Origin of the sequence: Ochrobactrum sp. Marseille-Q0166 (assembly GCF_014397025.1) — a bacterium.
Taxonomy (GTDB): Bacteria; Pseudomonadota; Alphaproteobacteria; order Rhizobiales; family Rhizobiaceae; genus Brucella.
This window is the reverse complement of the sequence record NZ_JACJUO010000002.1, coordinates 489,982-509,986: the sequence shown is the minus strand read 5'-3', so window position 1 is coordinate 509,986 and position 20,005 is coordinate 489,982. Positions and strand designations below refer to the sequence as shown.

The following is a 20,005-nucleotide window of genomic DNA, read 5'->3' as shown; positions in this document are numbered from 1 at the left end:
CCGGTAGAGAAGCGGCGTATTATATGAGCAAAGCAACCTGTCTTTGGGAGGAGAGTCGCTTGCTGGAACTGGCACCTGCGCGCCTGCTTGACCGCTATCTGAATATCTCCAGATTATTGGCGGGACAGCTTGATTTTGATTCCATCATTCAGGCCGTTGCTGCCGAGATCAATCATATCCTGCCCTATGACCATCTTGATGTTTGCATCAAGATGATTGATGGCAAATTTCACATCGCTTATGAAAGCGGCATTGCGACCGCCTGGAGCTGTAACCCGCCCGCGCTGTTGTCGGGAAGTCCGATTCGCACCGTCTTGTCGGGAGAGGTTGAGTATCTGCTCACGGACGATGCCCGCATTGATCCGCGCTTTCATTTTGCCGGTGCGTTTTCGACGCCCATCATCGAACACGATCTTAAGGCCCGGTTGCATGTGCCGCTCAAGGCACAGGGAGATATTATTGGTGCTCTTAGCTGTTCTAGTTTGCAGACGGGCAGTTATTCAATGCGTGATGTAGAAAACGCGCAGTCGATTGCCGATCTTCTGGCGCCGTATTTTTTTGCAATCAGGGCCGCTGAACAGGCGAAACGCTCGGCGATTGTCGAAACGGAAGCGCGCGCACGTGAGGAGGGTTTACGCTTTGGCGCACTCAAACTCACGGAGGCGCTGGAGACCGAGCGCCATCGTATTGGCATGGATTTGCACGATCAGACACTGGCTGATCTGACGCGCCTTGCCCGTCACGTCGAGCGTTTGACACGCGCGCCAGACCTTTCGGGCGAACAGCTCGAACCCTTATTCCGCGGCTTGCAGCATTGTATGCAGGATTTGCGGCAGATCATCGAAGAAGCCAAACCTTCCGTGCTTCAGCTCTTCGGCTTTGCGCAGGCAACAGAGAACCATCTTGACCGCTCAATTCGCGAGAGCGGCGCTTCAATCGAGTGGTTTCTGGAAGACGACAGCGACGGCATGACCGACAGGCTTGAAGAGACGGTTGCGACCTCGCTTTTCCGTATTGTGCAGGAAGCGATCAACAATGCGATCCGCCATGCCCTCGCCGGAGAAATCCGCGTTCGCCTGCGCGGGAAGGGGGGGCGGCTTCTCGTTGAAGTTATGGATGACGGTATTGGTATGGACCGTCAGGCGCAGCGGAGCGGCCATGGCATCGACAATATGCGCACAAGGGCACGGCTCATTTCCGCGAGCTTTGCCATCAGAAAGAATACGGATGGCAGTGGCACATGCGTGACGATCCACCTGCCGCCGGAAATGTACGAACCAGTTGGAGGATAGGATGCAGGTTCTGATCGTGGAGGATGATCCATTGCATCGCACCTATCTGGGTGAGGCAATTCGCGCGGCATTGCCTGAGTGCAGCGTTGTTCTGGAAGCGGATAACGGTTCGACCGGTGAAAAGCTGGCACGAATACATCGTGCGGCGCATATTGTGATGGACCTGCAGATGAGTGGACGCAACGGCATTGAAGCCGCGCGAACCATATGGAAGGAAAACCCGGAAACCCGCATTCTGTTCTGGTCGAATTACGCAGATGAAGCCTATGTGCGTGGTGTGTCGCGTATCGTGCCGGAAGGCGCTGCCTACGGCTATGTGTTGAAATCGGCTTCCGATGACAAGCTGCGCTTGGCGCTCCGTAGTATTTTTGTTGAAGCGCAATGCGTGATCGATCGTGAAGTCCGTGGTTTGCAGCAGAAGAGCCTTGGTCATGCCAGCGGGTTCAGTGAAAGCGAATATGAGATTCTGATCGATATTGCGCTTGGCCTGACGGATCGCGTTATCGCACGCCGACGCAACCTGTCGCTCAGAAGCGTGCAGAATAGATTACAGCAACTCTACGAAAAGCTGGGCGTATATCAGGAAAAAGGGGAGCCGGACGAAGGGCGTTTCAACTTGCGTTCGCGTGCGGTAACAGTCGCACTGCTTCGGAAGCTTTTGAATTACAGCGCATTGGAACGAGCAGAAGCCGAGCTTAACGACTGGATCAGTCGATAGCTTTCATGCATATTTTGCCAAATATAAAACAGATTGCGAGACGCAAATGCTCCTGCATGCGAAATCGTTGTGTCTGTTGCCGCTTAAATTGAGCCGGCTAAAATCCAAGTGTCTCGCCTAGGATATATTGAAGCGTTGTGCGCCCTTTCGGACGCACAAGAGTCACTCTGACTCTTTGATTTTACGAATTGTGCTTTACAAAAATCGAGTCCGTTTTTTGCGCCTCTATGCTGGCAATCACATTTTCCGGATTTAGAGTTTGTGCCGGGTCGAGTAGTGCGCGAATGGAGCGCATGAGTTCCATACGGACTGGGTCTGTGCGTCGGTCTAGCTCCGCGGTTAGCTTGCGACCAATGCCATGCTCGGCTGAGAATGTGCCATTCAACTCATCAACGACGTCATGCACTTTTTCCATAATTTCCGATGTGACTGATTTGGGATTTTCGAGATCGGCCCATTGGTCATGCTTGAAATGTACAATGAAGTGCACATTGCCATCGCCAATATGTGACACGATAAGAATGCGGGCATCTGGGTACAGTTCATGCACTCCGTGCGTTGCACGGTTAATGAGTTCAGGAACAAGAGCAGGGCGCACGGCAATATCGTGTGACAGACTATGCCCTTCAAGTTTATTGGCCTCTGATACAGAATGTCTCAAATGCCAGATATCACCCGCCTGCGCTTCACTTTGAGCAATGAATGCATCGTCAACAAGGCCTGCTTCAAACAACTCGCCGAGCCACTCTTCCAATGCGTTACTGAGATCGGCTTTGGCGTCGGTACTCCCCAGTTCCACCAGAAGGGACCAGTCCGGGCGGCTGTCCAGCGGATGGCGTGATCGCGGAATATGCTCAAGAACAAGGTCGACTTGATTGCCGGATAAAAGCTCGACCGCCTGTACTGCGCTGTCAAAGCGGTCCTGTATGCCAACCAGAATATCAACAGCCGTTTCAAGGTTGGGCAAGGCAATCCAAGCATGTCCTGAGGAACGCAGGACCGGCTGCATACGCAGCGCTACAGCGGTGATTATACCGAGTGTTCCTTCTGCTCCGATGAAGAGGTTTTTCAGATCATAGCCAGTGTTGTTTTTGCGCAGCGCTTTCAAGTCGCTCATAATGCGCCCATCAGGCAGCACGACTTCAATACCGCAAATCAATTCCCGGATTGGGCCATAACGCAGAGCGCTTGTGCCGCCTGCATTAGTAGAAGCGAGGCCACCAATCTGTGCGCTGCCTTCACTGCCAAGGTGCAGCGGAATACGCCGTTCAACACGCGCCGCAGCGTCGTGAGCGGCTGCAAGTGTCAGACCCGCCTCCAGAATAATGACATTGGATGCTTTATCGATTTCACGCACGCGATCCAGGCGGCGCAAGCCCATAACAATTGCGCGGTTTTGGCGCAGCGGCACAGCACCTTGCACCAGACCCGTATTGCCTCCTTGAGGAACGACAGTGCAGTTATTCTCGGCAGCAAGGCGTAATATTCTTGAGACTTCCTCGGTTGTCGCGGGAAACACCACAGCAAGTGCGTGGCCTGTTTCGTAACCACGCCAATCCGACAGGTATGGCTCAATATCATGCGCATCCGTCATCACGTATTGATCGCCTAATGCTCCACGGAGGCTTGCGAGCAAATGATCATTATTATCGGGCTTGAATTGCATGGATCTGGCCTGGAAAACGACGGTTTAATGGAAAGAGCGGATTGCTAACCAATCCACTGGGAATTTCGGAGAGCTTGTATGTCGGGAGAACCCGCGAATGCTAAAAAGGAGCGCAGCTCTTCGCGAAACTGATCGACAATGCGCTGAACGCCGTTGGCTCCTTCTGCAGCAAGGCCATAGAGCGGCGCTCGCCCAAGGAACACACCATCCGCACCGGCTGCTAATAGCTTGGCAGCATCTGACCCCCGCCGAACGCCGCTGTCAGCAAATAGGGTCTTATCAGGACCAATCGCATCGCGAATTTTAGGCAACATTTCCAACGGCGTCGCTGCACTGTCCATATTGCGCCCGCCATGAGCCGAGACGACGACCGCATCACAACCGGCTTCAAAAATATCAATCGTATCTGATACGGCCATGACACCTTTGACCACAAGCTTATGTGGCCACTGACGCCGAAGCTCTTTAAGAAAGGCGGTGTCGAGAACCATGTCGAGCGCAAAGCGTGGATCACGAATAGATTGGGTCACAGCTTTTGCGACATTTCCGGGGTAATGCGCATAGGACGGAAAGCCATTTCCAAGCGCATAACGTGCCATAACACCAAGCGTCCAACGCGGATGCAACAACAGGTCGGCTGCTAATGTGGCGGACGGCTGCAATGGTACGCCAAAGCCATTGCGCTGGTTATGTATTTTCTTTGGAGATGCCGGCGTATCGACGGTCAGAACAAGAGTTTCGACACCGCATGCTTTTACGCGGTCCAGCAGCTTCCAGGTTTCATTCCTGTCGCGCCAGACATAAAGCTGGAACCATAGCTCGCTTGCAGGAGCGCCATCCGCAATCTGTTCAATGCTGGTCGATGATTGGGTAGCGACGACGAAAGGTAAGCCGGCTTCTTTTGAAGCGCGTGCCATAACGATTTCCCCGTTATGACGAACCATACCGGCCAGTGCCGTCGGTGCGATCACAAATGGGCATTGATGATTGCTGTTGAGATAGCGGGCGGTTATGTCGGGAGAGGAAACTGGACGTAATACATGCGGTACTATGCGTTTTGCATTGAACCCTTGATGCAGTGATGCAATCGCAGTCTCCGCTTCTGTACCACGATCAATGTAGTCAAATAGAGCGCGGGGGAGAAAAGACCTTGCCTTTTCTCTCGCCTCTGCAAAATCCAGAAACTTAGCCCCGCCTGCCATTGATCAAGCGATCCCTTGTGCTTTCAGGCCTTTAATCGCCTTGGAAATGAGGTCGCGCGTTGCGTCATTGGGCGCTTTAAGCGGTAATGATACGGGGCCGACAGGCATACCGAGATCAGCCATCATCGATTTGAGTGGTCCGGGGTTCACTTCATTGAACAGAGCGGCAAATGTCGGAAGCAGCTTGCGGTGCAGAGCGATGCCTTCGGCATGATTGCCGCCGATAAGCGTGTCGTGAATGCGGGTCCAGAACGCTGGCAGCATAGGCGCGCTGGCGAGGATGCCCCCGGTGGCGCCATACATGATATGCACCACATACATCATGTCATCGCCGGACAGCAGAGCAATTTTGTCGCCGACCGCAACCGACAGACGATTGAAATAATAGGCATCCGTATTGCAGATCTTGGCGCCGATGATCGTCCCATCTTCGCCCAATGTCTTGAGCGTTTCAACAGCCGTTACAAAGCTTGTGCGCGACGGAACATCATAATAGACGATCGGCAAATCGACGGTCTGACGATAAGCGTGAAAATAGTCGATAACGCCCTGTTGGCTTGGGATGACGTAAAACGGGGTGACAAGAAGCAATGCATCTGCGCCTGCATCTTTAAAGGCCTTGCCGTGCTCGACTGCTTCTGCCCAGCCGGGAGAAACAACACCCGCCACGACAGGAACGCGCCCATTGACGATGCGCACGGTCTCACGCACGACAGCAAGACGTGTTTCATATGCCAAAGCCGTAAACTCGCCGGTGCCGCCAATGGGGGCCAGGCCTTTGGCTCCGCCCGCCAGATTGAATTCGATCAGCGCTTCCAGCTTTGCAATATCAAGTTTTCCGTCATTAGTCAGCGGTGTAGGAATTGCAGGATACATACCCTGCAGGTCAGAAGGTTTCATGATCAGGCATCCCATATTGATATGCTGTGATTAGTGTTCAACCTTGGACAGGAAGGTCTTCAGGCGATCTGTTTTGGGGGATTTCAGAACGTCGTCCGGAGCGCCTGTCTCAACAACATGGCCGCCTTCCATGAAGACGACTTTCGATGCCACATTGCGTGCGAAGCTCATTTCATGGGTTACGACGATCATGGTCGTACCATCGGCTGCCAGCCCCTGCATCACGTCAAGAACTTCCCCGACAAGTTCAGGATCAAGCGCTGAGGTCGGCTCATCGAAGAGCATGACTTCAGGCTCCAGTGCCAGAGCGCGGGCAATGGCGACGCGCTGTGCTTGTCCGCCCGATATCTGATGAGGGTGAAGATCAACCTTGTCCGCCAGTCCGACACGCTTGAGCAGGCTCATCGCCAGTTCTCTGGATTGCTGCTTGGTCTTAAGCTTATTGAGCAGCGGGCCAGACATCACATTTTGCAGAACAGTCATGTGCGGGAACAGGTGAAACCCCTGAAACACCATTCCAGTTTTGGAACGAAAATCGGCCTGAACGCGCTCGGAAAATTTACTGTTCGGATTGAACTCCAGGCTTTTTCCGGCGATTTCGATGCGGCCTTCCGTTGGCTGCTCAAGTAGGTCCAGGCAGCGCAGCAGTGTGGATTTTCCACAACCCGAGGGGCCAATAAGAACCGCAACATCGCCACGGCTTACATTAAGATCAATCCCTTTGAGAACTTCGTGCGTGCCAAATGTCTTTCGCAGATTTTTCACGTTAATCATGGCGCAGCCCTAGTGTTTGATTTCGAAACGGTTGGCGATCAAAGTCACAGGTGTCAGGATGACCAGGTAGAGCAGCGCCGCGAAAGTATAGACTTCCAAAGGCCTGTAAGTCTGCATCGTCAGGCTTCCGGCTGCATACATAATGTCTGGTACGGCGACGACAGACAAAAGAGATGTATTTTTCAGCTGGAGAATTGTCTGGCTAACGATCGGAGGAATCATTCTGCGCGTTGCCTGCGGCAGGATGATGTGGCGCATTTTGGTAAAGTAGGAGAAACCGAGTACCGTTGATGCTTCCCATTGGCCGCGATCAATGGAGATAACGCCCGCGCGGAAAATTTCCGCAGCAAAAGCCCCCATGTAAAGGGTCAGTCCCAAACCTGCGGCAAACCAATCAGGCAGGGTGTAACCTGTCAGCATCGGCAGCGCGTAAAAGAACCACACGATTTGTACCAGCAGAGGGGTACAGCGAAACAAATGGATATAGCCATTTATCAGCCATTTGAGCACGGGTATGCGTGATACAAGAGCAAGTCCGAGTATGACCCCTATCAGCAGGCCAGCCAGAGAGGTTACAACTGCATAGGCAACAGTTACACCGATAGCGTTGAGCCACAATTGTCCGTCCAGGATAACAGACCAATCAAACTGGTACATCTTCATGTACTCCCATTTTGGAGCTGTCCTGAATCCGGATCAGGCAGCTTTTTCTTTATGGGCTACCGCGATTCGAAATTGCTGAAAAGCATATTTAGTATAAAAATGTAATTTCAATCGCCATGCGATTAAATTTAATCATTATGCGAATATTATTCTTATTTTAATGGCCAATTAGCATTTTTCTCTAAGGGTAATAGCCAAATTTCAATTTTTCTCTTGTCCTCGGTGGATAGAAAAATACATGCTGCCATCTGTTGAATTCAAGCTCTCCTCAGAAGGGCATTAAGAAGGGAATATTGATATGATGCGGAAGATAGCAGCAGCGCTTCTGACCTGCGCCACGCTCACCATGAGCGCTCCGGCAATGGCCGAATCCGTATGGGACAAAATCGAACGGACTGGCGAGGTCGTTTGCGGCGGGGTCCGTAATTACCCGCCGACATCTTTCCACGTTGGCGGTGAACTCGAATATGCCGGCTATGGGCCGCGTGTCTGCCGCCAGATGGCTGCTGATCTTGGCAAAGCAATGGGAAAAGACCTGAAGCTTAAGTGGCGTGAAGTCACCTGGCAGAGCATTGTTCTGGATTTGCAGTCAGGGCGCCTTGATATTTTTCCGGGTATGACTGCCACTGAAGAACGTAAAAAAGCTCTGGCCATGGCTGGACCTGTCTGGCAGATGTCGGATTGTGTCATCGGCTCAAAAGCAAAGCAGCCAATGGCGACATGGGAAGAATACAATAATCCCGACGTCACCTTTGCTATGGTAACCGGCACAGCCCAGACGAATTTCATTAGAGAAAGCATGCCTAAGGCAAAGATTATGAGCCTTAAGGAAATGAGCGAAGCCATCATGGCCGTTCAATCGGGGCGGGCAGACTATATGATTCAAGAACTGCCGATCTGTGTTAAGACCTTCACAACAGCACCCGGCGTGTTTTCAAGCTATACTGTGCCGACACCGCCGCACGGCATTCCTGTTTCCGCTGCCACACGTATAGATGAAGATGGCCGCGTTCAGGCTTTCCTTCAGAAATGGGCAGAAGAGTATCGTGCAAATCAGGCGATTGTTCCGCTATTGCTGGAAGGCTTCAAAGACGCTGGTATGGATACGTCCGCGCTGCCTGAGGGCATCAAGTTCTGATCCTCTAACGCAAAAGGAGAGGGTGTCGGTTTCGGCACCTTCCGGTTTTTTGGCGGCTATAACGGGTTCCTGAGCCTGGATTTACAGCTTAAAAGAATGAAAAACCCTGTAGCCAATCACTAACAATTAATCAATATCAGTAAGATGCATGGTATCGGGAGTACTGTGAGCGAAGGCAGAGGGGTGGCTGGAAATGGCACATACGGAAGAAGAGAACGACGATCCAATGATGGTTCGGGCCGTAGAAAAAGCATTTCGTGTTCTCGAAGCTTTCGATTCAATTCATGCGCGCCAAACTCTCACGCAGTTAGCTCAGCGCGCGGGGATTGACCGTTCTGCAGCGCAGCGATTCACCCACACCTTGTTGCATCTTGGCTATCTTCAAAAAGTGCCCAATGCCAAGACCTATGAGCTGTCGGCCAAATCCCTGAATATGGCTTATCGCTACACACGATCCAGTCAACTCGTGCAACGTGCACATCCTTATTTGCTTCATCTCAATCGAAGCACGGGAGAGACAATCTCTCTCACGCTACGTGATGACACAGACATCATCTATCTGGCTCGCTATCTGTCGGCCAATACGCTCGATAACGATGTTATCGTAGGCAGCAAATTGCCAGCCTATTGTTCGGCGGCGGGATTGGTGTTTCTGGCAGGATTACAAGACGACCAGATTAGCGATATTTTGGCGCGTAGCGATCTACGGGCTTACACGCCCAAAACAATATTCGAACCTGAAAAAATATGGCAGCGTATCTATGAGACGCGTCAGCGCGGCTTTGCCATTGCGGTAGAGCAGGTCTATACCAAAGATATAGCTTTGGCGGCTCCAATTCATTTGCCCGACGGACATACAACTGCTGCGGTCGTACTCGCTGCCTCGAACCTGCGTTACGATGAGAATACTCTTACGCGTCAGTTCGTCCCCATGATGATATCGGCAACCCGATCGGTCACTCAAATCCTGACCTGACGAGATCAGTCAAAACATGTACTTCCGGTTTTATGCAATGTGGATGCATGTGTTGTAGAGCATAATCCGACCGACGTGAAATAAGGATCGTTAAGAGTACGCTTAAAGTAAAAGAGTTTAGAGCACGGATCTTATTTCATCATATCGAAACGCGCTGTAACGCGCAGCTTTATCCGGAAACCGTTTCACGGTTTTCGGGACGCTCTAGCGAGTTATCGATTTTTATATTTTTCATCATCCAGTACGAGGTGCTTTTGCAATTTGCTTATTTTTGCAAGCAACTCTTTATCATGGCTTATCGCAACAATTCCCATTGCATTCTTTTCAACCAAAGATGTGAGTATGTGCCAAATCTGTGCTTGCGCGATGGGGTCAAGTGCTGAGGTAATTTCATCTGCAATCAGATAACGTGGTTTCGCGCCCAGTGCTCTCAATATTGAAACGCGTTGCAGTTGACCGCCAGAAAGCTCATGGGGATAGCGGTCCGCCCATTCCGTTTGAACGCCGAGAAGTTGCGCCAGTTCAGTATCAATCGGTCCCGACTCAAGAATGATCTTCTGAATCCGCCATCGAGGGTTCATCGCGGCGAGTGGGGATTGATACAAATATTGGACGCGCCAGTTTTGTTCCGGTGAAAATTGCTGATTATCCAGATAAATAGCGCCCGTGTCTGGGCGATGGAGGCCAGCAAGAACACGGCCCAATGTTGTCTTTCCACAACCGGACTGCCCCGAAATACAATAAATTTCACCAGCATTTATCGAGATCGACAGATCGGAAAAAACAGATTTTCTCTTAAATGACGCACTGATATTTTTTGCTTCAAGCATAAGCGTTAAAGCCATTTTGCGGGAGTGCAAGCCACATTGTTTTCGCATAATGGGAGGTGATTTCGTCGCCGGTCCCCCGAAATGCGGCTGATGGTAAAACGCAACTAAGCCTTCCTTCGTTAAGAACAGCTATTTTGTCGGCATAAGGCAAAGCGGTCATCAGATCATGCGTTATGATAAGAGTCGAACCTCCTTTATCAGCATGTTTGCGCAGTTTCTGCAGGATAGTCGTACAGTTTTCAGGATCAAGGCCAGCCGTTGGCTCATCGGCAATAATCAATTTTGCTTCGCCAGCTGTCGCCTGCGCCATAAGCACCCGCCGGGCCATGCCGCCTGAAAGCTGATGAGAATAGAATTGCGCGACCTCATCACTCAACCCAACATCATTCAAACGCTGTTCTACTATTGCTGGCTTCCCGCCGCGTTTTGCCGCCCAGCGTATAAGATCGCCGACACTTGCCGTTGGATCGAGATATGTCGTCTGCTGCGGCAGCAAAGCAATATCGCGCCCACGCAGTTCACGGCGTGCATCTTCATTAAGCCGCTTCCCCTCAAAGAAAATATCTCCAGTCGTAACAGCATTCCTGGGTAACAAACCGAGGATTGCGTGAGCAAGCAAACTTTTGCCGGCTCCCGAATGCCCAACGAGGGCAACAATTTCTCCTGCTGCGATATCGATGCTTACATTGGATAAGCGCGCCGTTAAATTTTGACGGAAAATACCACTGTAACGCTGGAACGAAACGGAAAGATTGTCGATTTCGAGCATCATATATGGGCCTCTTTTGGGCTGATAAGGCGACGCAATGCATTGGCGAGCAGGTCGAAGCACAGCACCATGATCAATAGTGCAAGACCGGGAAAAACGGCGAGCCACCAGCGGCCGCCAGTAATATGCTGCATGGCTTCCGACAACAGGATCCCGATCGCAGGGCGGGACGGCTCGAGACCAAAGCCGAGAAATGTCAGACCGGCCTCATGCAGAATGGCGTGCGGAAACATCAGCAGAAATCCAACCAGCATTTGTGGCAAGAGATGCGGCAGGATATGGTTGACGAGGATGAAGCTCCGCGATTTGCCAAAACTGCGAGATGCTTCAACAAAAGGAGCCACCTGAATCTGGATCAGCTCCGCGCGCAAAATACGCGCAAAACGCGGCCAGTGTGAAATCGCGACCGCGATGATAACCGCGCCTGTTCCGCCCCCCAACGCAAAGCTGATCAAAATCAGCAAAACCAGATGCGGCATGGCGAGCATGGCATCGATGATAAAGCTGCCAATCGCATCTGCCACTTTGCCCAGACCAGACAGCAGAACGATGACCAGTGCAATGATGACGGAAAATCCTGCCGCCAGAATACCAACTCTCAGGCTCAGTGTCAGGCCATGCAACGTCCGTGCCAGCATGTCGCGGCCCATCTGGTCGGTCCCGAACCAATGCTCAAGCGTTGGTGGCAAGTTGCGTATGGAAAAGTCAGAGCGAATGCCGATATTACCATAGATCCAGGCCGCGATTGAAATGGCGGAAATGACGGTCAATGCGAACAAGGCACTGATCAGCGCGCGGATGCGGCCGTTGAGAGGGAACGCTTTCATGCTCCCCCCTTCAATCTTGGATCGACGATTCGATAGAGAATATCGGCAATCATATTGCCAGTTGAGACGACGACCGTCGTCAGCATGGCAATTGCCAACAGCAAGGCTACGTCGCCCCGAATACCAGCTTCAACGGCAGAGCGGCCCAGCCCCGGCCAGGCGAAAACCTGTTCCGCGAGAATGGCGCCGCCGAAAATTTCTCCTACTGAAGCAAACAGAACAGTCAGAGCGGGAAGAGCAGAATTTCTTATGCCATGGCGAAGGATGATGTCGCCCTGACGGGCTCCTTGTGCCCGTGCAAAGGTAATGTAGTCTGACTGCAAAACCTCGATAAGCTTAGCGCGGGAATGCAAAGCGATCTGTGCAACGCCAAAAAGTGTCAATGCGGTCAAAGGAAGGATGAGATGCTGCAAGCGTTCTGAAAAGGTGACCTGTTCGGAAGGAACACCAATCGGACCGGCACAGCAAATAGGGGTCCATCCCAGTTTGACCGAGAAAAGAGCGAGCATCAGCATCGCGAGCCAAAAAGTCGGCGTTGCGGCGAGTATGTAGCAATAAAGCCGAATGATCCGGTCCGGCCAGCGCCCTTCATAGGCTGCTGAAATCAGACCTAGTGAAAAGCCAAGAATCCCGGATAACAGCCACGCCAGACCAGTGAGCGTCAAGGAGGCACCGATGCGGGTGCTCATAACTTCTGCAACTGAAGTGTTGTAGGTAATGCTGAAGCCGAGATCGCCCTTCAGAATATTCCCAGCCCATCGTAAAAACTGTTCCAAGACCGGACGGTCCAGTCCCCAGATTGCAGCAATCTGCATTTTCTGCTCGGTGCCAACATAGGCCATGGCTGGTCCGAGATAAGCATTTACAGGATCAATTGGCGACGCCTTCATAAGCAGAAACACTGCGAAAGCAACGCATATGACCAGCGCACAAAGGCGCAAAACACGCAAGGAAATCAGAGTGGTGATATTGGTGGCCTTCACTCGCAGGTCCACCGCCAGTTTGCAATTGTTGCAGTGACCGGCCAGCCATGTCCGTGCGGCTCAATCTGCGTTTTGCCCAGATCCAGACATTTGTTCACGAAATACACATGATTGATATTGATGAGCCATGCCCACGAGTTATCGCCCTTCAGGCCATAATAATCCGCAGCCTCTGACCAGTAAGGCATTGAAGCTTCAAGGCTTTCAGCCCCCTGCGCCTTCTCGAACAGCGCCTCAACCTCAGGATTGGCGTAGTAGCTTGGGTTCATATATTCGACGCCACCAAGCTTTTTTGCGAACAAACTGTAAAGCTGGTAAGGCGAATGACTGCCGAACCCGAACACAACGGGTTCTGAATGCATGACGCGGCCAATGGCATCCCAGCTACCCCCTTGAGGCGTTGCTTCGATCCCAAGGGGACGCAACAGTTCTGCCGAGGTTTCAGCGAGTGCCTGCCTTGTCGCATCACTGGCAGGATAATGAATTGGAAACGCTGCACGGATGCCATCTTTGACGCGGATTCCATCGTCGCTGGCAATCCAGCCAGCTTCATCAAGAATTGCCTTTGCGCCCTCAAGATTAAACTCGATCGTGTCAGCCTTACCTGCCCATGGCAGCCCGTCTGCCGGACCAAACGCCGGTGTGCCATGTCCATGCAGGGCAACATCAACGACAAGCTTGCGATCAATGCCCATATTGATCGCCTTGCGAATGGCCGGGTCCGACGTCACAGCATTTCCGACTTTGCGGCCATCGACATCATGTGGCTTCGTAAAAGGCAGGCTCAGTCCCCGATTATCGACGGTTTGAACCGGAACCGCCTGAAAGCCATTTGGAACAGCATCTGCTAACTGTGCCGGAACAGCCACCATATCGACAGCGCCAGCATTCGCGGCCGCCAGTCCGGGAGCCTCACCGGTAAAGAGGAAAGTAATTTTTTTAAATGGTCCCTTGTCACCGTAATAGGCATCATTGCGTTCAACAATAAGCTGCTCGCCTTCATTCCACGCGACAAATTTATAAGGCCCGGAACCAACGGGCTTACGGCCGTAATCAGGACCGTATGAAGCCGCTGGCACAATGCCAAGCGTATAGAAGGCTTCGACAAAGGTGATCCATGGCTTGCTGAGAGAAATACGGACCGTGTCCTTATCCACGGCTTCAGCTTTTTCCATAACGCTCAGATCAATCGCGTTGGCAGACGCCTTTGCCTTGTTGAAAGTAAAAGCCACATCTTCTGCCGTGACCGGAGTGCCGTTAGAAAACTGAACGTCGTGGCGCAGTTTCAAGGTCCAGACTTTGCGGTCGTCCGACAGTGTCCAACTGGTCGCCAGATCAGGGACGGTATCGAGATTGACGTCACGGCGCAGAAGCGTGGACTGAAACAGCGGATTTCCATAACCGCCCCACCCTGCGAGAGGATCAAACCCGTTATCCGGTTCGCCACCAATCGCCAGAACCAGAGTATCTTTTGGCTGGGCGTAGACTGCGGTCGTTGATGCCAGCGCGACAATGGCAGCAAAGGAAACGGAGATGAAATTCACTTTTGCCCTCGGAGTATGATCTTTTTCCAAAATCATCTTACTGGCGGCATTTTAGTGAGGCAACAAGTATATCGATAAATTCGAAATTTATTTTGCTTTAAGTCTATGAGAATATGAAAGAAAAGCCCGCAAAAATTGAATGCGGGCTTTTTTATTTTTTAACGGATGGCTTACTTATCCATCTGCTTTTTCATGCCCCAAAGGCTGAAAGCATTTTCGCCGTAGAGATTGTCGTCGAGACCTTCGACCTGCACTTCATCAGGGACGCGCAGATGACCGAATGCATCGAGAATTTTGAGGAGGATCATGGTGATGATCCACGCATAGATCGCAACGATAGCAACAGCCATGACCTGAATGCCGAGCTGATAGGCGCTGGCAGATACCGCATTGATGTTTGAGCTTGCAGTTACACCGATCAGGATAGCACCCGTCATGCCACCCACGCCGTGCGCGCGCCAGACTTCAAGCGTATCATCGACCTTGAGCCACTTCTGAACATATTTTGCATTGAAGCAAACGGAAGCGCCGATTGCACCGATCAGCAGAGCGGTCATTGGTTCAACATAGCCCGCAGCGGGTGTGATCGTTGCAAGACCAGTCACTGCACCGACCAGCACGCCGGAGAAAGATGGGCGTCCCGATTCTTTCCATTCCCAGAACATCCACACGAGCATTGCGATGGAACCAGCCAACATGGTGTTGGTGAAGGCATAAGCCGCCAGCGCATCGGCTGCGTAGGCGCCGCCCGCATTGAAGCCAAACCAGCCAAACCATAGAAGACCTGCACCGATTGCAACCAGCGGCAAGCTTGCAGGCTGCGATTCTTTTTGGCCTTTTGCGAGCTTACGTTTCCCAAGATATTTTGCTGCTGCCAATGCAGAGAAACCAGCAGAAGCGTGAATGACGATGCCACCCGCAAAATCGACAACGCCAAGCTTTGCAAGGAAACCGCCGCCCCAGATCCAATGTGCGGCAGGCAGATAAACAAGGATCGTCCAGAAAGCGATGAAGAAAAGGTAAGCGCCGAATTTGAAGCGTCCGACAAAGGCACCCGTCATCAGTGCGGGCGTGATGATGGCAAACATCATCTGATACGCAAATACCAGAATGAATGGCACGTTGGCCGCATAGGTTGGGTTTGGCTCAATGCCTACATGGTACATGCCGAAATAGGTGGTGATGTCGCCAATGACGCCACCGACGGTTGGACCAAATGCGAGGCTGAAGCCGCCGAATACCCAGATCAGGCCGATCACACCCATACAGACAAAGTTCTGGATCATGATCGACAGAACATCACGCTGGCGTACGAGGCCACCGTAAAAAAGAGCCAGTGCCGGTGTCATCATGCACACCAGCGCAGTACAAATCAAAAGAAAGGCTGTATCGCCAGCACTTATAGATTGCATGTTCTTTTCCTTCAGAATTGAAATTCAGAACCACAGGTCCCTGTTTCAAAAAATTATTTATCGCTTATGAGGTGCTTGGACACCGGCTTGTGAGGATGCGGCGCAAACAGTTTCTTTGGTGCGATAAACAGGTACAGCGTCAGGACATAGGGCGCTGTGAAAGACGGTAGCCCCATCGGTGACATGATGACGTCGTAAGCACCCTGAATGAAGACCGTCGTGATGGTTGCTAGCAATGCATAGGCGATGACTTTACCGTCTGTTTTGAGGAAAACCACTCCAACGGCAATTGCTGTCAGAACCGAGCTGAAACCATAGAGACCCTGAATCACAACAGCCGGATCCGCCCGCATGCCTATTGCTGTGATCAAGGCGATCAGCGAGCCGAGGGCTGCAGCAATTCCGGCTGGACGCGAAGCGACAAAAATACCGATCAGAATGAGCGCGCCACTCACTTCATTCCCAAGCAGGAATACCTGCGCAATATTGCGGAAGAAAATTTGCACCAGCTCAATATTGGCGGGAATGCTGGCAGCACCCTGCAGATAATCCGATGCAAGCTTCGGGCTGTCACCGGTTACATCAAGTGCACCGAACGAATAAGCGGCAGCGACCATTAGCCAACCTGTGAGAACAAATGGCCCGGTCGAACCGGGTATGCCCCAGCTTTTGGTCAGTGTGGCACTGAATGTGGCGGTGACAACCGTGCTGACGGCGGCCCCAATAATGATATAGAACCAGAGCTGCGGCGTCGCTGCTATGAAGGTGGGCAGCGCAACCCCGACAAGGATGCCGTTGAAACCAAACAGGCCGGAACCGATCGACGGTTCGTCGCAATCAAGCAGATGCGCGGTCAGCGTCGCAACAATGAGGCCAATAACGGCACCGATTGTCGTTGCCCATATGCCGGTCGCATAAGATGCATAGGCAATTGCTGCGAAAAACAATACGCCGGTGATAGCGTTCTCCATAAAGAACACCTGTCCCGCGCCACGCAGACACGCGATCGGAAAACTAACTTTCTTCTCTGCCATTTCGCTAACCCCTCTTAATCAAATCGAAGGCACGTTTCGATGTTTAACGCGCATCTTGTCCGAAAACCCGTCCTTAGTTTCCGAGATGCGTTTTAACGCCAGAGAAACTCCTCAGGCAAAGTCCGTCCGCGCGCTTCTTCGCGAACAATTTTCCAAAAATTCCGCACTTCGGCGCGAACGTCATAGCTTTCGATACCAACTGCGCGCAGCATCAGCCCAGCATTGTTGGGCAACATCGATACGCCAGATATTGCACGTGGTGCATCGGTGCTGAAATTCACCTCAACACGTTCCTTGATACGTGCGGCAACATCGGGTGGCGTAATGCAGACAATATTGGCAAAAGCATCGAAACCGCGCATGACACCTGCGAAGTCGATAGTTGGATTACCCTTTTCAATCAGAACTTTATCCGTGAAAAGCCGCTTTCCGTCCGGGCGTTTGACCGAAACCATCATTGAGAGAAGATCGAAACCGAACCTCTCGCTCTCATGATGATGCTTGCGTCCCGTCATCATCATCTCGCCATAGATGAGGGTTGCAGTCTCATCGATCACAATGTCAGTCTGGTTGATGAAACGCGAGTTACGATAGGGAATAGTGAAGTCGGGAAGATATTCAAGATATGCGCCCGCCTCCACTGTCACTGTCTGATATTGCGAGGCGTAATTCGCGTCCATCTGATGAACACGGTTTGCGCCCTGCGACGTCACTTGCGCGCAGGCATTTTCGCCAACATGAATATCGATCTTGTAACGATCGCCCTGCAAAATGCCGCCGCCAATCGATATGATCGAACAGATTGGCAGCTCTGGCATCGCCTCGTCCCAGTACAGCGCCTGCTGTACGAGAAGAGGCGATACGCGATAGAGATCATGCAGCACTGAGCGACCATTGCGCACCGAGAAGCCAAGACGAAGTTCGCCGATTTTACCCGGTCCGGCTGCGCGCATCTGCGCGGGCTGGTTATGATACCCCTTCAGTTCTCTGGCTGCATCAAGTCGGCTTAGTCGCTCGTGAAGGCTCATGCGTTTACCCAGCCGCTTCTGTTTGAACAACGGGCTTGACGTCAAACAGCGCCATATCGAGGATCAATTGCATCAAATCATCAATGCCTTCGCCGGTTTTGCAATTGGTGAAGACAAATGGCTTCTTGCCGCGCATAAGCTTGGAATCGCGGTCCATAACCTCAAGGCTCGCACCGACATAAGGTGCCAGATCCTTCTTGTTGATCACCAGAATATCCGACTGGCAGACACCTGCACCATTCTTGCGTGGAATTTTATCGCCGGCTGCAACGTCGATCACATAAATATAGAAATCGGCAAGCGCCGGGCTGAATGTGAGCGTCAGATTATCACCACCCGATTCAATCAGAATAACATCGCTGTCGGGATATTTTTCTTCCAGCTCTTCAACGGCTGCAATGTTCATTGAAGGATCTTCACGCACAGCCGTGTGGGGACATGCACCTGTTTCAACGCCGACGATCTTTTCCTCGATCAGAATACCGTTCAGCGTACGACGCACCTGCTTGGCATCTTCTGTCGTCACAACGTCGTTGGTGATGATAAGGGGTTTGATGCCCATTTCAATCAGCCGCGGCGTGATCGTTTCAATAACTGCCGTCTTGCCCGAACCCACAGGTCCGCCGATACCAATACGTGTAATCTTCTTCATGGTTCATTCCTGTTTCAAGACGCTATTTCCAGCATTTCCAGTTTTCAGACTGCGCTGTGTGTCTGCTTTTGCGCGCATCTAATTCCGAAAACCCGTTCCCGCTCTTCGGGATGTGCTTTAGTTCATAAATAGACGGACATGCGTTTTTGTGTGATGCGCGACGAGAACGTCAAAGACTGGCGCAAAACTCGACATTTCATCAAGTGCCAGCCCCTGCACATCCTCATAGTCACTTTCGACCCGGCTCTGGACCGCAAACAATATGCGCTGTGTATCCAGATGATCAATACGCATCAGGCGTACCGCAGCACTTAAGATCATCGATGCAACGCCATATTGATGCACCACAAAGGCTTGCCGTTCATCCGCACCCATATGCGCCAGAGCCATCGCCTGGCCGATTGGAAAACATCCCGGTGTAGCACCGGATTTGATGTCTTTTAGCCAGCGCTCAAGCGGTGGGAAATCGCTGATCTTGAGAGAGAGCTCTGCAAATTTCTTGCCCATACGCGCAAGCATAAGCTGTTGCTCTTCGCCCACTCTGCGATTCCAGATTTCATGATCCGCAGCCAGCACGCTTTCATAGTCACCGACCAGAATGGCGCGATGAGAATGGATAAAAGCGATGCCATCCATGTGGGCTGCCTGGCGGACCACCAGCTCAACAAAACGATGCAAGCTTTCCGGATTGGTCACGACCTCGGTCTGCAAGGCAGATTCAAGGCCGTTTGAGAATGCAAATGCACCAACAGGCAGTGTTGAGTCCGAGAATTGCAGCAATTTTGCCAGAAGAACCATATCCTGCATTGGACGTGGTTCTTCGTTCTTCATGCCTGACATGGATTACCTGTGATTGTGGCCGTGATGATGGTCATGCGAATGCTCATGGCTGTGGTCATGGGAATGCGAGTGGTCGCCATGATCATGATGGTGATCATGGGAATGGCTATGGGAATGAGAATGTTTGTGCATGTCGTGATGATGATGCGGGGTCGCGTCGGCACCCGCAAAAAGCATGCGCACTTCCTTGGCATCGAGCTTCGCTGCGATTTCTTCGCCCGGCGCAAAATACGTCTTTACGCGATCAAATGCGTGGGTGCGCATGACAGAGGCCATGACTTTCTGATCGACAGAAAGCGGCACATAAACCGTCGTTCCCTTGATGACTGCTGGCCAGTGCTGATTGCCCAGACCATGACCGAGTTCAAAGCAGATACGCAGAATTTCCTGCGGTGCCAGTTCTTCCAACCCCTGAAGCTCGATGACCATCACTTCTTTCAGCGCAATGCGTGCTACAACGATGATGTTCGCAGCTTCATCATAATGGAGCACATCGCCATCATGCAGATGTTCCGAGCGCGGCAGAGAAATGGCAAGCTCGACGCCACCTTCACTGGCCTTACGCAGGCGGCTCTTGGGTGCTTCCCATTGTTCTAGCGCGAGATAATCGACCTGTGCATGATGTGAACGATCATGCCACACGGAATCCTTGATGTTACCGAGTGTCTTCTCAACGAGAATCATAGTTCCTCCGGAAGCTTATGCTTCATATCCGGCAGTCGGAAATGCAGCTGAAAGCGGCATTATTCTGCATTGC

The 20,005-nt window shown here is 51.9% G+C and carries 20 protein-coding genes; 4 read left to right on the top strand and 16 right to left on the bottom strand.

The window, feature by feature from the left end; translation table 11 throughout:
* Positions 1 to 59: 59 nt before the first annotated feature.
* Positions 60 to 1,292, top strand: a complete 1,233-nt coding sequence (locus H5024_RS13465; RefSeq protein ID WP_187548618.1) for a sensor histidine kinase — start codon at positions 60 to 62, stop codon at positions 1,290 to 1,292.
* 1 nt (position 1,293) lies between these two features.
* On the top strand, positions 1,294 to 2,010 hold the full coding sequence (locus H5024_RS13460) for a response regulator transcription factor (protein ID WP_187547659.1): 717 nt from the start codon (positions 1,294 to 1,296) through the stop codon (positions 2,008 to 2,010).
* A gap of 181 nt (positions 2,011 to 2,191) precedes the next feature.
* On the opposite strand, the gene H5024_RS13455 is transcribed toward H5024_RS13460, so the two are convergent.
* From H5024_RS13455 to H5024_RS13435, 5 genes are read right to left on the bottom strand one after another with little or no spacing between them, the layout of a single operon-like run.
* Positions 2,192 to 3,676, bottom strand: coding sequence for an FAD-binding oxidoreductase (locus H5024_RS13455; RefSeq protein WP_187547657.1), 1,485 nt, complete (start codon positions 3,674 to 3,676; stop codon positions 2,192 to 2,194).
* A gap of 44 nt (positions 3,677 to 3,720) precedes the next feature.
* Positions 3,721 to 4,878, bottom strand: coding sequence for an alpha-hydroxy acid oxidase (locus tag H5024_RS13450; protein WP_187547655.1), 1,158 nt, complete (start codon positions 4,876 to 4,878; stop codon positions 3,721 to 3,723).
* 3 nt (positions 4,879 to 4,881) lie between these two features.
* Positions 4,882 to 5,778: a dihydrodipicolinate synthase family protein gene (locus tag H5024_RS13445; protein ID WP_187547653.1), complete on the bottom strand. Its 897-nt coding sequence runs from the start codon at positions 5,776 to 5,778 to the stop codon at positions 4,882 to 4,884.
* Between the two features lie 30 nt (positions 5,779 to 5,808).
* Positions 5,809 to 6,552, bottom strand: coding sequence for an amino acid ABC transporter ATP-binding protein (locus H5024_RS13440; RefSeq protein WP_187547651.1), 744 nt, complete (start codon positions 6,550 to 6,552; stop codon positions 5,809 to 5,811).
* Between the two features lie 9 nt (positions 6,553 to 6,561).
* The gene (locus H5024_RS13435) at positions 6,562 to 7,209 is read right to left on the bottom strand and encodes an amino acid ABC transporter permease (RefSeq protein ID WP_187547648.1); all 648 of its coding nucleotides are present in this window, start codon (positions 7,207 to 7,209) and stop codon (positions 6,562 to 6,564) included.
* A gap of 304 nt (positions 7,210 to 7,513) precedes the next feature.
* On the opposite strand from H5024_RS13435, the gene H5024_RS13430 reads away from it, so the two are divergent.
* A complete protein-coding gene (locus tag H5024_RS13430) occupies positions 7,514 to 8,353 on the top strand; it encodes a transporter substrate-binding domain-containing protein (protein ID WP_187547646.1) in 840 nt (279 codons plus the stop codon).
* A gap of 193 nt (positions 8,354 to 8,546) precedes the next feature.
* Positions 8,547 to 9,329, top strand: coding sequence for an IclR family transcriptional regulator (locus H5024_RS13425; protein WP_187547643.1), 783 nt, complete (start codon positions 8,547 to 8,549; stop codon positions 9,327 to 9,329).
* A 212-nt stretch (positions 9,330 to 9,541) separates the two neighbouring features.
* On the opposite strand, the gene H5024_RS13420 is transcribed toward H5024_RS13425, so the two are convergent.
* The 11 genes from H5024_RS13420 to ureE form a co-directional block, all read right to left on the bottom strand.
* On the bottom strand, positions 9,542 to 10,159 hold the full coding sequence (locus H5024_RS13420) for an ATP-binding cassette domain-containing protein (protein WP_187547641.1): 618 nt from the start codon (positions 10,157 to 10,159) through the stop codon (positions 9,542 to 9,544).
* Positions 10,152 to 10,931, bottom strand: coding sequence for an ATP-binding cassette domain-containing protein (locus H5024_RS13415; protein WP_187547633.1), 780 nt, complete (start codon positions 10,929 to 10,931; stop codon positions 10,152 to 10,154). The genes H5024_RS13420 and H5024_RS13415 overlap by 8 nt, the downstream gene beginning before the upstream one ends.
* Positions 10,928 to 11,755 (bottom strand): ABC transporter permease, encoded by an 828-nt coding sequence (locus H5024_RS13410; protein WP_187547631.1) that lies wholly within the window; start codon positions 11,753 to 11,755, stop codon positions 10,928 to 10,930. Before H5024_RS13410 ends, H5024_RS13415 begins: the two co-directional genes overlap by 4 nt.
* Complete coding sequence (locus H5024_RS13405) at positions 11,752 to 12,738, bottom strand: ABC transporter permease (protein ID WP_348770699.1); 987 nt, start codon at positions 12,736 to 12,738, stop codon at positions 11,752 to 11,754. Before H5024_RS13405 ends, H5024_RS13410 begins: the two co-directional genes overlap by 4 nt.
* Positions 12,735 to 14,282 carry an ABC transporter substrate-binding protein gene (locus H5024_RS13400; RefSeq protein ID WP_348770698.1) on the bottom strand — a complete coding sequence of 516 codons (1,548 nt, stop codon included), beginning with the start codon at positions 14,280 to 14,282 and terminating at the stop codon, positions 12,735 to 12,737. Before H5024_RS13400 ends, H5024_RS13405 begins: the two co-directional genes overlap by 4 nt.
* A 170-nt stretch (positions 14,283 to 14,452) precedes the next feature.
* A complete protein-coding gene (locus H5024_RS13395) occupies positions 14,453 to 15,694 on the bottom strand; it encodes an ammonium transporter (protein WP_187547627.1) in 1,242 nt (413 codons plus the stop codon).
* 53 nt (positions 15,695 to 15,747) lie between these two features.
* Positions 15,748 to 16,728: an urea transporter gene (yut, locus tag H5024_RS13390; RefSeq protein ID WP_187547626.1), complete on the bottom strand. Its 981-nt coding sequence runs from the start codon at positions 16,726 to 16,728 to the stop codon at positions 15,748 to 15,750.
* A 92-nt stretch (positions 16,729 to 16,820) separates the two neighbouring features.
* Positions 16,821 to 17,756 (bottom strand): urease accessory protein UreD, encoded by a 936-nt coding sequence (locus H5024_RS13385; RefSeq protein ID WP_187547623.1) that lies wholly within the window; start codon positions 17,754 to 17,756, stop codon positions 16,821 to 16,823.
* Between the two features lie 4 nt (positions 17,757 to 17,760).
* Entirely contained in the window at positions 17,761 to 18,408 is a 648-nt protein-coding gene (gene ureG / locus H5024_RS13380; RefSeq protein ID WP_187547622.1) for an urease accessory protein UreG, read from the bottom strand.
* A 117-nt stretch (positions 18,409 to 18,525) separates the two neighbouring features.
* On the bottom strand, positions 18,526 to 19,239 hold the full coding sequence (locus H5024_RS13375) for an urease accessory protein UreF (RefSeq protein WP_247875289.1): 714 nt from the start codon (positions 19,237 to 19,239) through the stop codon (positions 18,526 to 18,528).
* A 12-nt stretch (positions 19,240 to 19,251) separates the two neighbouring features.
* Complete coding sequence (gene ureE / locus H5024_RS13370) at positions 19,252 to 19,932, bottom strand: urease accessory protein UreE (RefSeq protein ID WP_187547620.1); 681 nt, start codon at positions 19,930 to 19,932, stop codon at positions 19,252 to 19,254.
* Positions 19,933 to 20,005: the final 73 nt, after the last annotated feature.